Annotated in this window: 19 protein-coding genes and 1 pseudogene; 7 read left to right on the forward strand and 13 right to left on the reverse strand. The window is 42.4% G+C overall.

Features of this window, described 5'->3' with window-relative positions:
* Window positions 1-67 precede the first annotated feature (67 nt).
* The 5 genes from N0824_RS01685 to N0824_RS01710 all read right to left on the reverse strand — a co-directional run bounded on the left by N0824_RS01685 (window position 68) and on the right by N0824_RS01710 (window position 5,197).
* Window positions 68-1,012 (reverse strand): NAD(P)-dependent oxidoreductase, encoded by a 945-nt coding sequence (locus tag N0824_RS01685; protein WP_108935455.1) that lies wholly within the window; start codon window positions 1,010-1,012, stop codon window positions 68-70.
* On the reverse strand, window positions 1,012-2,253 hold the full coding sequence (locus tag N0824_RS01690) for a class I SAM-dependent methyltransferase (RefSeq protein ID WP_108935456.1): 1,242 nt from the start codon (window positions 2,251-2,253) through the stop codon (window positions 1,012-1,014). The genes N0824_RS01685 and N0824_RS01690 overlap by 1 nt, the downstream gene beginning before the upstream one ends.
* A 211-nt stretch (window positions 2,254-2,464) precedes the next feature.
* Window positions 2,465-3,592, reverse strand: coding sequence for a CDP-glucose 4,6-dehydratase (gene rfbG / locus N0824_RS01695; protein ID WP_108935457.1), 1,128 nt, complete (start codon window positions 3,590-3,592; stop codon window positions 2,465-2,467).
* Complete coding sequence (gene rfbF, locus N0824_RS01700) at window positions 3,577-4,407, reverse strand: glucose-1-phosphate cytidylyltransferase (RefSeq protein ID WP_108935458.1); 831 nt, start codon at window positions 4,405-4,407, stop codon at window positions 3,577-3,579. Before rfbF ends, rfbG begins: the two co-directional genes overlap by 16 nt.
* A 337-nt stretch (window positions 4,408-4,744) precedes the next feature.
* A complete protein-coding gene (locus N0824_RS01710; protein WP_108935460.1) occupies window positions 4,745-5,197 on the reverse strand; it encodes an SRPBCC family protein in 453 nt (150 codons plus the stop codon).
* A gap of 104 nt (window positions 5,198-5,301) precedes the next feature.
* On the opposite strand from N0824_RS01710, the gene N0824_RS01715 reads away from it, so the two are divergent.
* The 3 genes from N0824_RS01715 (at window position 5,302) to N0824_RS01725 (ending at window position 7,043) form a co-directional block, all read left to right on the forward strand.
* Window positions 5,302-5,664 (forward strand): cupin domain-containing protein, encoded by a 363-nt coding sequence (locus N0824_RS01715; protein ID WP_108935461.1) that lies wholly within the window; start codon window positions 5,302-5,304, stop codon window positions 5,662-5,664.
* A gap of 5 nt (window positions 5,665-5,669) precedes the next feature.
* Entirely contained in the window at window positions 5,670-6,506 is an 837-nt protein-coding gene (locus N0824_RS01720) for a prephenate/arogenate dehydrogenase (protein WP_108935462.1), read from the forward strand.
* 78 nt (window positions 6,507-6,584) lie between these two features.
* Window positions 6,585-7,043: a nitrate reductase associated protein gene (locus N0824_RS01725; RefSeq protein ID WP_108935463.1), complete on the forward strand. Its 459-nt coding sequence runs from the start codon at window positions 6,585-6,587 to the stop codon at window positions 7,041-7,043.
* A gap of 283 nt (window positions 7,044-7,326) precedes the next feature.
* Here N0824_RS01725 and N0824_RS01730 read toward each other — a convergent pair whose 3' ends face one another.
* A complete protein-coding gene (locus N0824_RS01730; protein WP_002758191.1) occupies window positions 7,327-7,518 on the reverse strand; it encodes a DUF2949 domain-containing protein in 192 nt (63 codons plus the stop codon).
* 268 nt (window positions 7,519-7,786) lie between these two features.
* Here N0824_RS01730 and N0824_RS01735 point away from each other — a divergent pair, with 268 nt between their 5' ends.
* A complete protein-coding gene (locus tag N0824_RS01735; RefSeq protein ID WP_108935464.1) occupies window positions 7,787-8,743 on the forward strand; it encodes a glycosyltransferase in 957 nt (318 codons plus the stop codon).
* Window positions 8,744-8,798: 55 nt separating this feature from the next.
* Here the strand turns inward: N0824_RS01735 and N0824_RS20455 are convergent, their stop codons facing one another.
* Window positions 8,799-8,990, reverse strand: coding sequence for a hypothetical protein (locus N0824_RS20455; protein ID WP_146184255.1), 192 nt, complete (start codon window positions 8,988-8,990; stop codon window positions 8,799-8,801).
* 245 nt (window positions 8,991-9,235) lie between these two features.
* Between N0824_RS20455 and N0824_RS01745 the strand changes: the two are divergent.
* A pseudogene (locus tag N0824_RS01745) lies at window positions 9,236-9,301 on the forward strand (hypothetical protein); the annotation flags it as partial.
* A 148-nt stretch (window positions 9,302-9,449) separates the two neighbouring features.
* Here the strand turns inward: N0824_RS01745 and hpsU are convergent.
* The 3 genes from hpsU to N0824_RS01760 all read right to left on the reverse strand — a co-directional run bounded on the left by hpsU (window position 9,450) and on the right by N0824_RS01760 (window position 11,881).
* Complete coding sequence (gene hpsU, locus N0824_RS01750; protein WP_108935465.1) at window positions 9,450-10,031, reverse strand: hormogonium polysaccharide biosynthesis acetyltransferase HpsU; 582 nt, start codon at window positions 10,029-10,031, stop codon at window positions 9,450-9,452.
* A 5-nt stretch (window positions 10,032-10,036) separates the two neighbouring features.
* Window positions 10,037-10,987: a glycosyltransferase family 2 protein gene (locus N0824_RS01755; protein ID WP_108935466.1), complete on the reverse strand. Its 951-nt coding sequence runs from the start codon at window positions 10,985-10,987 to the stop codon at window positions 10,037-10,039.
* A 228-nt stretch (window positions 10,988-11,215) separates the two neighbouring features.
* Window positions 11,216-11,881 carry an urease accessory protein UreF gene (locus N0824_RS01760; protein WP_108935467.1) on the reverse strand — a complete coding sequence of 222 codons (666 nt, stop codon included), beginning with the start codon at window positions 11,879-11,881 and terminating at the stop codon, window positions 11,216-11,218.
* A 134-nt stretch (window positions 11,882-12,015) separates the two neighbouring features.
* Between N0824_RS01760 and N0824_RS01765 the strand changes: the two genes are divergently transcribed.
* Window positions 12,016-12,627 (forward strand): hypothetical protein, encoded by a 612-nt coding sequence (locus tag N0824_RS01765; protein ID WP_108935468.1) that lies wholly within the window; start codon window positions 12,016-12,018, stop codon window positions 12,625-12,627.
* 1 nt (window position 12,628) lies between these two features.
* Here N0824_RS01765 and N0824_RS01770 read toward each other — a convergent pair whose 3' ends face one another.
* Entirely contained in the window at window positions 12,629-13,132 is a 504-nt protein-coding gene (locus N0824_RS01770; RefSeq protein WP_108935469.1) for a molybdenum cofactor biosynthesis protein B, read from the reverse strand.
* Window positions 13,133-13,365: 233 nt separating this feature from the next.
* Between N0824_RS01770 and N0824_RS01775 the strand changes: the two genes are divergently transcribed.
* Window positions 13,366-14,229, forward strand: a complete 864-nt coding sequence (locus tag N0824_RS01775) for a RodZ domain-containing protein (protein WP_108935470.1) — start codon at window positions 13,366-13,368, stop codon at window positions 14,227-14,229.
* A gap of 222 nt (window positions 14,230-14,451) precedes the next feature.
* Here the strand turns inward: N0824_RS01775 and N0824_RS01780 are convergent, their stop codons facing one another.
* Window positions 14,452-14,946 (reverse strand): dihem cytochrome c family protein, encoded by a 495-nt coding sequence (locus tag N0824_RS01780; RefSeq protein ID WP_108935471.1) that lies wholly within the window; start codon window positions 14,944-14,946, stop codon window positions 14,452-14,454.
* A 219-nt stretch (window positions 14,947-15,165) separates the two neighbouring features.
* Window positions 15,166-16,383: an ATP phosphoribosyltransferase regulatory subunit gene (locus N0824_RS01785; RefSeq protein WP_108935472.1), complete on the reverse strand. Its 1,218-nt coding sequence runs from the start codon at window positions 16,381-16,383 to the stop codon at window positions 15,166-15,168.
* Between the last annotated feature and the right edge of the window lie 6 nt (window positions 16,384-16,389).

Consider the following 16,389-nt stretch of genomic DNA (forward strand, 5'->3'; position numbering starts at 1 on the left):
TTTCTTGATGGATATATTTTAGATTAATAATCGGCTAATTGCTGCAAGATTACTTAATTTTCTGAATTTATTTGCTTTTATTTAATTGTTTTAATATCCCTTTAACTGTTTCTAGCAATCCTTGCTCAATAGTAATTTTAGGCCCCCATCCCGTCAAGGTTTTGATGCGGGTAATATCCGCCTGTAAGTGCATCACCTGATCTGGACGATAGGGAACCGCACCATATTCGGGTTGAATAGTGGGATTGACACAATTTTTAAGGGTTTCTACAACTTCTTTCAAAGGTATAGCTACGCCCGAGCCAAGGTTAAATATCCCAGTTGCTTGAGTATAAGCTACACTTAAGATAGCTTTAGCGGCATCCTCAACATACAGATAATCCCATAATTGCTCACACTTTGTCAATTTAGGGCTATTGCCCGAGGCGATTTCTCGGATCAAATAGGGAATTAACCAGTAGGAGTCATCCCCAGGTCCATAGGGATCAAAAAGACGAATCCAAGAACCTTGAATATTATAAGCTTGACATAATCCTAGGGCTGCCCAACAGGCTGCTAATTTAGCTTTCCCGTAAAGGGTGGTGGGATAGGTAGGAAATTGTTCATCCACTTGACGGTTAGGATTCCCATATTCGGCTTGAGAGCCGATGCCAATCCATTGTGAACACCCGACTGATTTAGCTAATTCAACACTCTGTAAAGTTAAGGGAAGATTATTTTGAATTTGATGTAATTCATTGCGATCTTTTCCTGCCACTCCTCGCCAAGCGAGATTAATCAGAATCTGTGGCTGATAATCCTTTATTTTTTCAATTAATTGCTCATCCGTTAGACTTTGATAAACAAAAGTAGGATACCCTTCTAAATCTTTGAGTCGAAACGGATTGGAAGAAGGTCGTTGTAATACTAGGGGAAGATTGCCATCTTTGAGGATTTGTTTGAGTACAGCAGCCCCAACAAATCCTGATGCTCCAGTTAGGATGATAACTTTTTCTTGAGAAGATTGTCCCATTACATTTCCCTCCCTTCTAAGACATCAAGCATCGAGTGAAGTTGCTCCGATGAATAGCCAAATTTTTGTAAATCCTCTTGAATCTCTTTTAGATAACCGAAACTAAAGACAATTATATCGTCAACGGGTGATTCTTGCAGTTTTTCAATACCAAAGACAGGAACTTCCGATTTGGGGCAGTAAATTCCCTGCCCTTTCGGTTTTTTATCCACTAAATACTCTAAGTAATGAGCCTTATTCATAGCTGCTAGAGTCATCACACCACGACCACCAGCACCATAGCCAGCTATTTTTTTTCCTTTTTGGCTATTTTTCTCTAAATAATCATCTAGATTCTGAATCCCTTGATAGATTCTTTGGACTTGAGTTTCATAAAAATTAAGCTCCTCAAAGTTATCAAGTTTTACCTTGGGTAAAGCTTGATTAGCGAAAATAGAGCCTTTGGGAGTAGCAACAAAAAGTAGAGAATTTGCCCGGCGGATTGACTCAGGAACAATATTAAAATCAATAATTACATAGCCCATTCTTTCCATTAACGATTGAGCAGTTGAGGAAGTTAAATAAATTGAGTGTTCATGTTCAAATAAACAATACTCTCGTCGGTCAAAAATTTTTTCTAAATCGTGAACTTCTACTACTAAAATTCCCTTTTCAGGATTAAGTATTTCCAAAACAGTCTCCAGAAAGTTGACGGGATCTGGCAGATGATCGAAGGTATAGGATAACAGCACAATATCGACTTTCTTAAAATCTTCAGGCAGTTTTTCAATAGATGATTCGTTAAACAATCCTTGAATGGTTTTGATCCCTTGATCTTCAGCAATTTTAGTCAAATACGAGGAAGGTTCATAACCGAGAACTTTACCCCCCATTGCTTGAAAAGGAATTAATTGCCCTCCATCTCCCGAGCCAATTTCTAAAACTTTAATTTTGTCCTCGATAAAGTATTTATCAATTAAGGACTTGGCTAAAGTTTCCATAAATTTACTGGCTGTTTTTGATGTTCCTACTGAGTATTGATAGTCTTCATAGTAGTCAGTTACATCAACATCATGTTGAGTTTGAACTGTATAACAATCTAAACAAAGATGGATAGGAATATCGGCTTTAAATTCTCTGCCTAATTCTTCTTGAAGGATAAATTCATCCGTAAATGGCATTTGAGGCAAGGTGAGAATTTTCTTTAAATTCTCTGATTGACAGATTCGGCAGTGATTTTTTAGGTGAATTTTAGCTTTCATAAATTTGCGATGTTCATGTATAAATTAAAGGATTCTGGCTCTTCTGATTTCTGTGTGGAAACGAGGTCTATACTGATAGTTTCTTCAACAAAATAGTCCTAAAAGTGTTGCCCGATAAGCATTTCACGATTCCATAAGCAAAAATTATCACACAAAGTCGAGAAGAGCCGGATTCTGAGTAAGCAATACCCACATTGTCCCAAGATAAGCTCTAGGTTTTCCCAGTTGTAAGACAACTTTGATAATATTCGATTTGTTGGCGAGTAAGGTCTTGCAATTGTGCTTTATCTTCAGAGTCCATTTGGGCCGCTTGATAATACCATGTCACCGTTTCCTTGAGGGTTTGCCGAAAATCCCAGACGGGTTGCCATTTTAGGGTATGGAAAGCCTTATCTGTAACTAGATTAAGCAATTTGGCCTCATGAACAGCATTCGGATCACTTTGATCGAGCCAAGTCCCCGGCCAAAGTTGTAGGATAGACTCAACTAACTCTTTAACTGGACGATTAGAAGTCAGAGACGGACCGAAATTAAACGCCCCATATAACCCCCGGCTGTCTTGCTGCCAATTAGCCGTCGTCAACTGCTCATAAATCGACTCAGCTAACCGTAAATAGCCCCCTAAAGGATCTAAAACGTGCTGCCAAGGGCGAGTCGCTAGAGGGTTACGCACCGGAATCGCTTCCGACTTCATCAAGGCCCGCATGGCATCGGGTACAATCCGATCTAGGGACCAATCTCCGCCACCGATGACATTTCCTGCCCTGGCACTGGCAATACCGATGGGGGTTTGAGGGGTTTTAAAGAAGGAATTTCGCCAAGATGCGATCGCTAATTCCGCCCCCGCCTTACTAGAACTATAGGGATCATAACCCCCTAGGGGGTCATTTTCCCGATAACCATAGACCCATTCCCGATTCTCATAGCACTTATCGCTAGTAATAAACACGGCGGCACAGGGATTAGTCAGGCTTTTCAGGGCCCCTAAAACGTGAATAGTCCCCATAACATTTGTGTTCCATGTTTCCACCGACTCCAGATAAGCAAGCCGCACGAAGGGTTGTGCCGCTAAATGAAAGACTACATCCGGTTGCCATGAAGCGATTAAACGAGCCACTAACTCAGCCTCTCGAATATCTCCTATATGATGACTCAGGTTTTGAGCTAAGTCTAATTGGTCGAATAAGGCGGGGGTGGTATTGGGAGCTAAACTGAGGCCTTTTACCTCTGCTCCTAGATGGAGTAACCAAAACGCCAGCCAAGACCCCTTAAAGCCAGTATGACCAGTAATAAAGACCTTTTTGCCCCGCCAAAATGCTTCCTTTACCATATTTTCCATCTAGCTTGTCCAGTGTCATAAAGGTGATTGAGTACTTCCATTTCTCGGTAAGTATCCATGCACTGCCAAAACCCATCATGCCTATAGACGGCGAGTTCTCCCAAAGCGGCCAGGGTTCTTAGGGGCTGTGCCTCAAAAACCGTCGCATCTCCCTCAATTAAATCCAAAACCTGGCGATTTAAGACAAAATAGCCGCCATTAATCCATCCTTCAGATGTTTGCGGCTTTTCTTGGAATTGACTGACTAGATTATTCTCCATCACTAACTCACCAAAGCGAGAAGGAGGACGAACCGCCGTCAAGGTGGCTAATTTACCATGGGAGTAATGGAAATCCAACAGATCCGCAATATTCACATCACAAACACCATCCCCATAGGTGGCCAGAAAAATCTCGCTTCTGCTTTGATCTATATAAGAGGTGAGACGTTTAAGACGGCCTCCCGTCATGGTTTCCTGTCCCGTATCAATTAACCAAATACGCCAGTCTTCCTCCTGGTGTCCACTATCGAGTTTGGTCACTTTTTTATTGCCTAACTCTAAGAGGACATTACTTTGATTCCAATCATAGTTAAAGAAATAGTCCCGGATTATTTCCCCTTTATACCCTAGACAGAGCATAAAGTCAGTTAAGCCATAGTGGGCATAAGTTTTCATGATATGCCAAATAATTGGCCTATTTCCGATGGCAATCATCGGTTTAGGTCGAAACTCGGTTTCTTCCCGCAGTCGGGTTCCTTTGCCACCACACAAGATGGCCACGGGAATGTTAGACTTATAGTCCTTAACTGTTAAACTGACCGATTGTATGACCATTAGATTATATAGTGAAAGGCTTTGAGAGTGACATCATCTTATCCAGGCGGTTTAACACAGGGTTCCCGATTGTGTGCAGTATCTGTCTAAAAAAAATTTTGTTGAGGGAGTGTAACCAGTTTATTGCTAAACAGTCCCTTAAATCTTATAGCAATTATCTTAATGGTGAGGTACGAAGTTTTCCTTTTGGGGAGCCAGTCGTCGGTAGTCAGCAATAAGCTATACTGCCTTTAAACCTGGTATTGATTTTAGTACAAATGCTCACTACCCTCTCCCTGCTCCCATGGACTCTTAACGAGTAATTTAGATAGTCAACAGCTTACTGCCGATGATTACCTCACCTTGGCGGCGTATTATTGACAATATTGAGCGCATAAAGGCGAAAACGCTCTAAATCAGCTTGCAGGGTCGATTCCACCACTCGACCGAGGAAAAGATTATCCATCAATTTTCCTAACCAACCGGGTATAGCATAGGCTGCTGTCAGTCGCACAATACTCTTACCATGACGGTCATAAAAACGAATCGCCCCGCGGTTAGGCAACCCGTCCACGGATTCCCATTGAATCATCTGATGGGGGACAATTTTCATTATCCGTGACAACCAAGTAAATTCTAGACCACCACTGGCTAACTTCCAACGGGAAAGTTCCGGATCCTCCTCGAGAATTTTCACCGATTCGATCCATTTCATCCAGTGGGGCATTTGTTCTAAATCTGACCAGAGTTCCCAAACCAGATCGATCGGCGCGTCCACTTCTACCTGTACACTATGTTCTAACCAAGTCATTCGTTAATTCTGGCGATGCTGAATATTTCTATGATAACGGCTATTAGTCTTTAGCTTTTGACTCAATGATAAAATAAAAACAATCTTCGAGGTTTAATTTTACTATGTTAATCAGAAAACTGCTCGAATGCGAGGAATTCATCGCTGGTGATCATACCCGATTGCGCGAGTTATTGCATCCCGATAAACAGCCCTTAAATCTACGTTATAGTTTAGCCCACGCCCAGGTAGATGTGGGGGAAACTTCTACTCCCCACGCTTTAAAAACGGCGGAAGTTTATTATATTTTGCAAGGACAAGGGGAAATGCACATCGATGAGGAAGTGCAATTAGTGACTGTCGGTGCCACCATTTATATACCTCCTCTAGCTAAACAATATATTCATAATTGTGGGGAGGAAACCTTAATTTTTTTGTGCATTGTTGATCCTGCTTGGCGAGTGGAAGACGAAATTATCTTTGAGTAAAACTAATGAATATTGGGATTATTGGACTGGGTTTAATCGGTGGTTCCTTGGGGTTAGATTTCCGAGCGCAAGGTTATAAGGTTTTGGGAGTTTCTCGTCAACAATCCACCTGTGATATCGCTGTACAAAAAGGGGTGGTAGATGAATCTAGTACCAGTTTAGAATTATTGGCTACTGCTGATTTAATCTTTATCTGTACTCCCATACATTTAATTGTGCCAACTTTGGAAAAATTAACTCCCTATTTAAAACCCCAAGCCATTGTCACCGATGTGGGATCGGTTAAAGGGGCAATTGTGGACAATTGTAGTCAATTATGTCCAAATTTTGTCGGTAGTCATCCTATGGCTGGGAAAACCGAACAGGGAATTAATGCGGCACAATCGGGTTTATTTGTCAATACCCCTTATGTGATTACTCCCCTTGAATCTACTTCTAATTTTGCCGTGGAAATCTTAACCGAAATAGTACAAAAATTAGGCTGTCAAATTTATTATTCCTCCCCCGAAGAACACGATCGAGCCGTGGCTTGGATTTCCCATCTGCCAGTAATGATTAGTACCAGTTTAATCCAAGCTTGTGCGAAAGAACATGACCTGAATATTCGCGAATTAGCGGAAAATTTAGCTAGTTCTGGTTTTCGCGATACCAGTCGCGTCGGTGGCGGTAATCCCGAATTAGGTTTAATGATGGCTAAATACAATCGTCAAGCTTTATTGATATCCTTGACCAATTATCGGCAAAATCTTGATCAAATTATTGACTATATTGCAGGAGAAAAATGGCAGGAACTAGAGGAAATTCTCGTCTCTAGTCATAAATATCGAGCCAATTTTATTTAATCAAAATAACATTTTTACCCAGCAATTATACCCCAGTGCTGTATTATGGATTTATCCTCAGTCAACCAATGCAATAATATGAATACCTTTTTTGACTTTGAATCCGAATTTGTTGACTCCTTACGTTGCATACCAATGACCGTGAGAATGAAACTAGATACCTGTGGAGTTAAATTAAAATTATCCCATTGGATGCAGTTAACTCAACCAGAAAGAAGGGTATTAGTTAATATGGCTTGTACGACGGCAGCAGAAGCCAAAATCTATCGAGATTTTCTGCAAAAGTTAATCACGGAAAAAACTGGCAATCCCGCAGTAGAACTAGCAATAGATACCCATCCTGCTTGGCTAGATGATAGCCAGATTCCTGATACAGTCCTAGAAAAAGCTAGAGAATTACAGATTGAAATTAGCTTAGAACAATGGCAAAAATTGCAACCATCCCAACGTTTTGCCCTGATTAAACTCAGTCGTCCCAGTCACGAAAATCTCAACTTCTATCCGGCCCTGAAAGAGTTCCATATAGTCGATGCCTAACTCAAGAACCTATGCCATATTAAGTTTGTTTCTACCTTACTGTCATGACAAGCCAAAAGGCGAGCAAGGCGAGAAATTTAGTATTTTATACCAGATCGATCTCAAATTAAAACGGGGGAAATAGCGGATGGTTGCCTGTTTAATTAGTCCCAGAAAAGGTTAGGTTCGCTAGTATGGTAAACTTTAACGGAACTTAGTCTAGGCGTATAAAATTAAATAAATTGCAGTAGATTGCTGCTCTCTTAATAAAAATGATAATTAATGTCCTATTCTTGAAAACTGATTATACCGTTTCCATCCAGTCAAAAACTTGATTCAATTGCGACAAATCGATTAAACCGTACTGCCATAAAACCATCGGCAAAGAACCCACCGATGCTTCACAGAGACGCACAGCCATATCGAAGGAACGCGGGGAAATGGCTAATTTTTCCAAGAGGAAAGTGCGGAGTTGTTTTTGTTGATGAGCTTCCATGATTAAGGATCATTTGTAACGATAATCTGATTATTGAATAACTTATCCTCTATTAAAAAGAGATGCTTCCCTCACGGGGATCACCCAATTGGGTGATTTTGTCCAACCATCAGAATAATTTAAGGATTTATCCAGAATATGTCCTACTATCCCGAAATTGCTAGTGGGGATATCAACACTTCCTTGACGTAGAAAAACGAGAAAGGGGAACTTTTGGGATAAGCTATTGATAACCTAGTTTTTGATCGAGTAGGAGAGAATTGCCCCAATGAGTCATGCTCCTCAAGTTTCCGTAATTATTCCTTGCTATAATCAAGGTCGCTATCTTGATGATGCGATCATATCTGTTTTAGTACAAAAATACCAAAGCTTTGAAATCCTTGTCATCGATGATGGCTCCACAGAACCGGAAACCATCGAGATTTTACAAGATTATCAACAGCCAAAAACCCGGATCATCCGCACAGAAAATCAAGGGGTTGCCACAGCGAGAAATCTAGGAATTGCCCAAGCGCAAGGAACCTATATTCTTCCCCTTGATGCCGATGATAAAATTGCCGATTCTTATCTAGAAAAAGCGGTTACTTTGCTAGAAAGTAATGAGCAATTAGGGATAGTTTATTGCGAAGCGGAGTATTTTGGGGATAGACAAGGAATTTGGCCGCTGCCTGAGTATAAATTTCCAGATATATTAGTAGATAATATGATATTTTGCTCCGGTTTGTTTCGGAAATCCGACTGGGAAACTGTGGGGGGCTATAATACTAATTTAATTTATGGTTGGGAAGATCACGATTTTTGGTTATCTCTGATCGAATTAGGTCGAGAAGTCTATCGTATCCCAGAAGTGTTATTTTTCTATCGACAAAAAGCTGATTCTATGAGTCGCTCAATGACCGCAGAACACTATATTTATTCCTATACGCAGCTTTTCTATAATCATCCCCAACTTTACTCCCAAAATATCCAAGCCATTTTTGCCGCTTTAGTCACCTTAAAAGTCGATATATTCGCTCAGTTGGAACAGGCTAGAGAACGAATTAAACAATTAGAAATTCATGAACAAGAATTGCAACAAGAATTGCAAAAAACCCAATTGGATTATCGAGAAGCTGACAGTAAAATAGCCGCCATGGAAAAAAGTAAATTCTGGCAAATGAGAAGGGCTTGGATTAAAATGCAAAAATTGCTAGGATTGCTGGAAAAAGACCCAATTTATTCCTGATTTCCATCCATGATTCAGTGTTTGTTCGCCAATTCAAAAATGAAACGCATCAGCCTTAAGAGTTGACAGAGAAAGGCTCATCAACGTGAGTTTGACCGGGTAAAACTAGCCAAAGAAGAGGCTGAGAGGTAAACTTCAGAATGCTAATAACAAAGACCATCTCAGCCATGACCAACATTAGATCTCGCCAGAAATAGCGATTATCAGAAGAAATTGCCCTCAGATAACCAACAAAAGCCCTGTTCATCTCGTCTGCGTCTCAGTCAGGTAATGACTATAGTGATCGCCTTTCAGGGATCAGGATACAAAACCTTCAAGGAATTTTACCTCAAGCAAGTGCTACCTAACTGGGGGAAAGAATTCCCCCATTTGGTGAGTTATCGAAAAAATCCGGGTCTATAGTCATTTCAAATAAGTATGATACAAGTAAAAAATAGGGTAAAATAAGGAGAAACGAGCAACCCATACAGAAAAATGTCTTAGGGCCTAGACTTGAGAAAAAAAGTAATTGATTATGTAGAGAATGGGGGAAGTATAACCAAAGCCGCCGCTCTATGGATGTTAAAGTGACCATTCGCAAGCTGGGGACGCCGCCAGATTTTGATCCTAGGGAATAGGGCGAATTATCTTTAAAAGCCCGATCGGCTGTACTGGTTGGTTGGGAGTCAGGATTCAGGATTCTGGGGTCAAGAACCCTCTGGATCAATTAAGAATTCATATTTCTATCGTATTGAGGACGACAGGGACTGCCCCAAGCGACCTTTTGAGCGGGAATATCGGCAAATACGCTGCTTCTTGCCCCGATAACGACATTAGAGCCAATTTTTACCCCCGGAGCCAAAAAACAATCGGCCGCGATCCATGTACCATTACCGATGAGGATGGGAGTGGTTTTTAAGCCAAAAGAGCGATCGCCTGGATCGTGACTGCCAGTGCAAAGATAGCATTTTTGAGAAATCACACAATGACTGCCGATGGTAACGTTATCTAAACTATAAATCACCACATCATCGCCGATCCAAGTATAATCTCCGATCGCCACTTTCCAAGGATAAGTCACCCTTACCGTCGGGCGAATTTTCACCCCAAGGCCGATTTTAGCCCCGAATAGCCGCAAAACAGCGCAGCGAAAGCTATCCATCTGGTGCAAACTGAGGGGGAAAAGAATCCCCTGTACTAACCACCAAAGTAGGATAATTGGATTAGAACGACCGCGATCAAACCACGATTGATCGTAGGTACGCAGATCTAGCCATGCTTCCTCATCGGTGCGGATTTCTGGGGACATAGGACTTATTTAATCATTTCTACCGGTTGAGGTTCCGAGGGGTTAATCGGGGGATTATCATGGGCATTAACGTTTAATTTACCGCCAAATTGCCGTAATTCGTACAATTTAACCCCTATTTGGTATTCGTACTGACTCAAAAGACGACCGTAGATATAACCAGCTTTGCCATCCAAGAAACCGAGACGGATAAAATAAAAGAGAATAAAGCGCAGCAGCGGTTTAAAGGGCAGTTTTACCCAAATTTTCTTTAAAAAGCGTTTTCTCTGCACCGCGTCACCGAACAGGTTGGCTCCGATCGTGCCGCTTTCGTCATTACCCGTGAGAATATTGTAATAAACCCGCGCCTCCCAGTTGGAATAACGATTATGTCTTTCTAACCAATGATAGATATCGCGGAAATCGATGTGCAGCATATCATTTTTCAGATATCCCACTTTGCCATCGAGGATAACGTGTTCGTGAACTTCGTTATCTCCCGTGTTGGGGATATCTTCCGTGTTTAAATTCTCGTATCTGCCCGACTTATGTTTAAATAAGCGCAGATTCCAGTCGGGATACTTGCCACCATAACGGATCCATTGTCCGAGGAAGAAGACGCGACGATTGAGATAATAACCGTTATAGTTGGGAGCTTGGATCACGGTGGCGATTTCGTCCCATAGTTCGGGGGTGATTCTCTCATCACAATCGACGATTAATACCCATTCATTGCGAAAAGGCAGGTTATCGAGGGACCAGTTTTTCTTTTTCGGCCAACGACCATTAAAATGAAATTGGACTACATTAGCCCCATAGTTGGTAGATATTTCGATCGAGCGATCGCTACTTTGGGAATCGACGACAAACACTTCATCAGCCCTAGCAACACTCTCTAAACAAGCGGGAAGATTAGATTCCTCGTTTTTGGCGGGAATCAACACCGAAACGGGAATTTTTTCTGATTGACTAAACATTGGTACACTGTGGCTAGGTAGGGTGTTCGCACCTTTCCTTAAAACCCTTAGTTACTCAGAAAGCGAGAACTAGGACTTAAGATTTTTTTTTATCTTACTATACCTTATTCGGTTTTTTGCGCTATTCCTAAGCCTGAACCCAAGAGTGTGACCCCTAGAGACTTGCATATTCCCCCGGAAAATAGCAAAAAATTCGACAACAATACATATGTTCTACTATCTAAACTTCTAACTGCGAAATAGACGACTATACTGGGTTTCGTGGTTCATACTGGCAAAACTTAGCCCCCAACTCCAACTACTCAGGTTTTCATCGGCTAAACTGATAATATCTGCTGTTGCTGTTAATAAACTGGGCTGTAAACCGATCAGAAGCGATTGTCCTAGGGTTTGTCCTAGAGGAATTAAACGCAGTCCTGCATTGATTAAATTACTTGCCCAACTGTGTAAATAGCCTAAAACCGCTAATTCTTCCCCAATTTGCCAATGACTTGCCGCGATCGCAAAGGCGGTGGCATAATTAGCCTGTTCTGGTAGATTATCTCGGACTGGTGCTAACTCCCGCAATAAGTTTAACAGCGATCGCCCCATTTGCCAGCTTTGCTGTCTTAATTCGGCCGTTTCCCGCGTTGCCGATAACCAGTTATCCCAATAATTAAGTTTTGTAAAATCTTCTTGACAAAAACAACGATATACCCTTAGCAAAACCGCCGTTTCTAAGCGAATCGAGCCTTGACAAAGCGATCGCTCTAACCAATCATTTAAGCTGGCACTATTAGAGATAATCCCCTTTTCGACCAGGGTTTCTAGCCCTTCGGAATAACTATAGGCCCCCACGGGTAAAATGGGACTAGCCAATTGTAATAAACACAAAAGTTCTTTTTGATCGAGCATAGAAAACCGAGAAAATTGTCCTTAACACAATTGGGGAAATGCTTGGAGCTTCGGTATGTAGATCGAGCCAGTAGAAAGCGGCAGTCTCTGAATTATACCGTGATTAATAGCCACAATTATAAACTACTCTACTTATGTCCTCACGAGAACAGCATTTTCTGAGAATAAATCTTGTCGTTCTCCTCTTAGTTTTAGCTTTGATTGCTGGGGTTGATCGGGCAGAATTACCCTCTAGTCTTTTATTTTATCCTCCCGCTACTCCCCCAACTCCGATCGCTGGTTTACTAACCCATTCTTTTCAATTGCTTTGTTGTTTACCTCCGATTGTTTGCCTTTTTAGTTATGCTTTATTGTGCCAGGAGGCAAGTTTCAATAATTCTCGCCAGTTTTTACTTTTTTCTGGCATAATAACGGGACTAATTGCCATCAATGAAATCTTCAGAATTCATATCATTCTCCTCTATTTTAATATTCCCAAATTTTTGACTATCTCTGTTTATGGTCTAGCAATTCTGATTTATGGTTTAGTATTTTGGCGGCGAATAAAACAAACTTCTTACCAAATTTTAATCATCGCTTTAGCACTTTTAACTTTGGCGATTACTATCGATTTTCTCCAAATTAAGAATCTAGGTTTTGCCAGTCTAAGTGAAGGAATTCCTAAACTTTTGAGCGCAGTTAATCTAGCCAGCTATTTTGGGGATGTCTGTTTTCAAGAAATTTCAGCTAAGATCAAATCCCAATAAATTACCCATTTATCTGTTTAACCAGATGTAAGATTTCGGGAAGAATCAGTTTTTCTAGGGCTAATTTAACGGCATTAGTGGAACCGGGGAGAGAAAAGACTAATAGGTTTTGATAAACCCCAGCTATTGCCCTCGATGCCATGGCACGGGAGCCGATTTCCTGATAACTGAGATAACGAAATAATTCGCCAAAACCGGGCAAAGTAATCCTTAATAAAGGTACTAAAGCATCGTAGGTAGTGTCTCTGGGAGCAATACCCGTACCCCCATTGAGAATTAAGACTTTTATCCGATTTTGATTGCTAATCTCTGATAAGATTGCTTGAATTTGTAAGGGTTCATCGGGGATAATTAAGTATAGACCGATATCATGACCCGATCGAGTTAGTAACTCTTGAATTATTTGGCCACTTCTATCCGTCTCTGGGGTACGAGTATCGCTCACCGTGACTACGGCACAGCTAAGGTGAAGGGGGGTGGTGTCGGGATGGGGAATAAAGGTCATAATTAGCGATCAGATGAGAGTTCGAGAAAAACAAGCATTAAGAACAAATGTATGTATTATCTGGTCAGTGCAGTCACACTGGAATAAAAAACTTAACTTTGGCAAGTATTGCCGATTTTTGCCAGTTTTTGGAACCTTTTCCCTGGTAATGATGACAAGGTATAAGGATCTTCTAGAGAAGAGATTATCCCAAAATAACAAAATCGAGATTATCATCTAAGTTGGTATAGATTATGACTGGAATTATGAGTCAACTCAGTCCCCTACAAGCCGAACAAATCAAGGAAATCGGGACTTATTTACGTCAAAAACGAGAAGAAAGCTGCCTGAGCATGGACGATATCGCCGCCCTGACGATGATTAGAGTACCAATGCTAGAAGCGTTGGAAACGGGGAATTGGGAGAAATTACCAGAATTAATTTATGTCAAGGGATTTATCAAACGCTACGGTGATGCCCTAAAAATTGATGGTAAAGCTTTAGCCGATCGCTTGTCTCCTAGTGCGGAACAATTAGCTCAAGAGCTAACTATCCCCAAAAAACTGCCCACAAAAGCTACCCCTCTCCCCAAGGCTGAACCCGCTGCCCCAAAAGCGGAACGGGTGGAACCAGAAAAACCGGCCTCAGAGACTAGCCCCCAACCGGCTAAATCAGGCGTTTTCGGGATTTATCTCTGGTTAGGCTTGCTGGCGGGCATATTTTGTGGTATTGGCTATCTTTTCCTCCGTCCCCCTCTCTCTAACCCCCCTGCCGTTACTCCCTCTCCTTCCCCTGTAGTTTCCCCCGCGCCGGTAGTCCCTCCCCCACTGGTAGCCTCTCCTTCCCCTTCTCCTCAGCCAAAAGTTCCTCTCTCAGCCGAAGTAACTATTGAACAGGCCGCTTGGGTACGCGTAATTGCCGATGGCAAAAAAGTCCATGAAGGCAATCTCCAACCCGGGACCAAACGAACTTGGACAGCCCAAAAGAGTTTAAATATTCGATCGGGCAATGCCGGCGGTGTTAAAATCTCTCTTAACGAAAAACCTGCCCAATTAATGGGTAAAGCGGGCCAAATCGGCGAAATCACCCTCACTGCACCCCCTCTCAGTGATCAGTAAACAGTAATCAGTAATCAGTGAACTAAAAACTCACATCTGAAAACAAGGGCCGAATCTAAGACCTAATTGGTTAAGCTAAAAGCTTTGATGTGCTTAGTTTCTAACCTTCTTTTTAGGTAGGAGAATTGTCAGATTCTGTCTTTTGCCTCTTGCCTGTTGCCCCTTGCCTTCAGAAGCTGAAAACTGAAAACTGATAACTGATAACTGATAACTGATAACTGATTAGGCTGCATCATCCCAGATGGGGGTAAGGGTTTGATAATCGTAGCGGGAAGCGTTGGGATGACAGGTGACACAGGTGGTGTGACCGAGAGGAGTGGGTAAATTGACCCTAGGGTGCAAAACCTTTACATAGCTGGACTGTTCAATTAGGAGGGGAACAAAAGTAGTCTCGCTAAGAGGGCGGGAAGAATAACTGAGATAATCCCAGATAAGACGCTGACTAATGCCGACAATTGGTTTTAAACGGATACCATAGTGAGAATTAGGATTTTCTAGGATTTTTTTCCAAGTTTGACTCGGTAGGATGCTGGGAGGAATGGCAATATGGCAGGTGGCACAATTTTCTAGATAGGTTTGCTGTCCAATTTGATAACGATTCAGCACTGTATCCGAGGCAGGAGATTGGGCGATCGCTGGTTGTTGAAGTAGCGAGGCCAGTAGAATACCCCCTAGAATACTGAGGAGAAAGAGGATCAGAAAAAAAATCGATTTCATACTAAATCTGGTTATTAAAGACTGATTATTTATTCCCCTTTTTGCATGAGTGCATGATCAGAAAACGGGTTTCTCCGAGAAACCCGTTTTCTGTGCGTTACTCAACGGATTTAGTATCACTTGACCGCTGGAAGGCATGACTGGGATGACGGGTAATTGAAGACAATTATAGAGTCCTATAGCAGGGGGCGGCAGTATTTTCGCCGCTTTTGACCCTTTTTAGAGAGATTCTTCGCTCACGGAACCATCTTCTTGCACCCAGGCGAGATTTTTAATCATTCGATCGCGGGCATAGGTGCGAATTTCTGCCTCGCTGCGACCACCTAAATCGATCGCCACCCTCAGATTCGGATCACTGGTGCGAAGGGAGCGAGCTTTACTAAAAGTCGCTATCTGGGCGTTATTACCCAAAGGGATAAGTAACCAGTCGAGGGGGGGAGCTTGACTGGGTAAAGTCTGCCCCGATAATAAACTTTCGTGCAGTTCTTCGATATTCAGGGAAAAACCGATACCCGGAGCCGATTGACCCTGGGGATGAAAAACGCCCAATAATTGATCGTAGCGTCCGCCCTGGCCTAAAATACTGAGATTTTGTTGGTGATCACTAACCGCTTTAAAAACGATGCCGGTGTAGTAATCAAAGGTTTGAATCAGACTTAAATCGAGAATTAGGGGAAAGGGTTCAGAGCGATCGGCATTAAGCAGCTCTACTAGGGATTTAAGGTTATTAACGGCTTTTTGGGCCGATTCTTCCCGGGCCAATACTGCCACTCGTGCGAGGACATCGTGAGGATTACCGCGCAGGTGAAATAATTGTCGGGCTTGCTGCCGGAGGGTTTCATTGGGATAGGGAAGATTTTCGAGGCTAACGTAGTCAAGGAGGGCTAAACAGCGTTTCACCTGTTCCCCCAAGGGACCCGGAAAAGGGGAAAGTAGGGAACGAGTCAAACCCGCTTCTCCTAGAATAATCTGCCAGTTAGGGACGGCCAAACCATCGAAACAGTCAGCCAGGAGCAGTAAAATCTCGGCATCAGCTAGTAAACCGCCAGAAAAGAGCAGTTCTACCCCTGCTTGATAGAATTCCACTTGACGACCGTGATAACTGGCGCTAGGGCGACGAAAAACGTTAGCCCGATAACAGAGACGTTGGGGATAGGACTCCCCACTCATGCGGGTGACGGCACTACGCGCAATGGAAGCGGTTAATTCGGGGCGTAATCCCGATAGTCCTTGACTATCCCCGTGCAGTTGGATCACGGTGCTGGGATCGATCGTACCGCCTGCGGTGAGGGTATCGAGCCATTCAATGGTGGAGGTGACGATCCTTTGATAGCCCCAACGCTGAAAGACAGACTGAAGGCGATCGTTAATCCAGCCTTTTTGGGTAACTTCTAGGGGTAATAAATCCCTTGTCCCCGCCGGGGGTTGATGAATCATGGGAGT

Source organism: Microcystis sp. 0824 (assembly GCF_003112475.1).
Taxonomy (GTDB): Bacteria; Cyanobacteriota; Cyanobacteriia; order Cyanobacteriales; family Microcystaceae; genus Microcystis; species Microcystis aeruginosa_C.

Coding starts and splice junctions, on each gene's coding strand:
- N0824_RS01685 (WP_108935455.1), bottom strand. CDS start 1,012: ATGGGACAATCTTCTCAAGAAAAAGTTATCATCCTAACTGGAGCATCA.
- N0824_RS01780 (WP_108935471.1), bottom strand. CDS start 14,946: ATGAAATCGATTTTTTTTCTGATCCTCTTTCTCCTCAGTATTCTAGGG.
- rfbF (WP_108935458.1), bottom strand. CDS start 4,407: ATGGTCATACAATCGGTCAGTTTAACAGTTAAGGACTATAAGTCTAAC.
- N0824_RS01690 (WP_108935456.1), bottom strand. CDS start 2,253: ATGAAAGCTAAAATTCACCTAAAAAATCACTGCCGAATCTGTCAATCA.
- N0824_RS01735 (WP_108935464.1), top strand. CDS start 7,787: ATGAGTCATGCTCCTCAAGTTTCCGTAATTATTCCTTGCTATAATCAA.
- N0824_RS01715 (WP_108935461.1), top strand. CDS start 5,302: ATGTTAATCAGAAAACTGCTCGAATGCGAGGAATTCATCGCTGGTGAT.
- N0824_RS01710 (WP_108935460.1), bottom strand. CDS start 5,197: ATGACTTGGTTAGAACATAGTGTACAGGTAGAAGTGGACGCGCCGATC.
- N0824_RS01775 (WP_108935470.1), top strand. CDS start 13,366: ATGACTGGAATTATGAGTCAACTCAGTCCCCTACAAGCCGAACAAATC.
- N0824_RS01725 (WP_108935463.1), top strand. CDS start 6,585: ATGAATACCTTTTTTGACTTTGAATCCGAATTTGTTGACTCCTTACGT.
- hpsU (WP_108935465.1), bottom strand. CDS start 10,031: ATGTCCCCAGAAATCCGCACCGATGAGGAAGCATGGCTAGATCTGCGT.
- N0824_RS20455 (WP_146184255.1), bottom strand. CDS start 8,990: ATGAACAGGGCTTTTGTTGGTTATCTGAGGGCAATTTCTTCTGATAAT.
- N0824_RS01730 (WP_002758191.1), bottom strand. CDS start 7,518: ATGGAAGCTCATCAACAAAAACAACTCCGCACTTTCCTCTTGGAAAAA.
- N0824_RS01760 (WP_108935467.1), bottom strand. CDS start 11,881: ATGCTCGATCAAAAAGAACTTTTGTGTTTATTACAATTGGCTAGTCCC.
- N0824_RS01765 (WP_108935468.1), top strand. CDS start 12,016: ATGTCCTCACGAGAACAGCATTTTCTGAGAATAAATCTTGTCGTTCTC.
- rfbG (WP_108935457.1), bottom strand. CDS start 3,592: ATGGAAAATATGGTAAAGGAAGCATTTTGGCGGGGCAAAAAGGTCTTT.
- N0824_RS01770 (WP_108935469.1), bottom strand. CDS start 13,132: ATGACCTTTATTCCCCATCCCGACACCACCCCCCTTCACCTTAGCTGT.
- N0824_RS01720 (WP_108935462.1), top strand. CDS start 5,670: ATGAATATTGGGATTATTGGACTGGGTTTAATCGGTGGTTCCTTGGGG.
- N0824_RS01785 (WP_108935472.1), bottom strand. CDS start 16,383: ATGATTCATCAACCCCCGGCGGGGACAAGGGATTTATTACCCCTAGAA.
- N0824_RS01755 (WP_108935466.1), bottom strand. CDS start 10,987: ATGTTTAGTCAATCAGAAAAAATTCCCGTTTCGGTGTTGATTCCCGCC.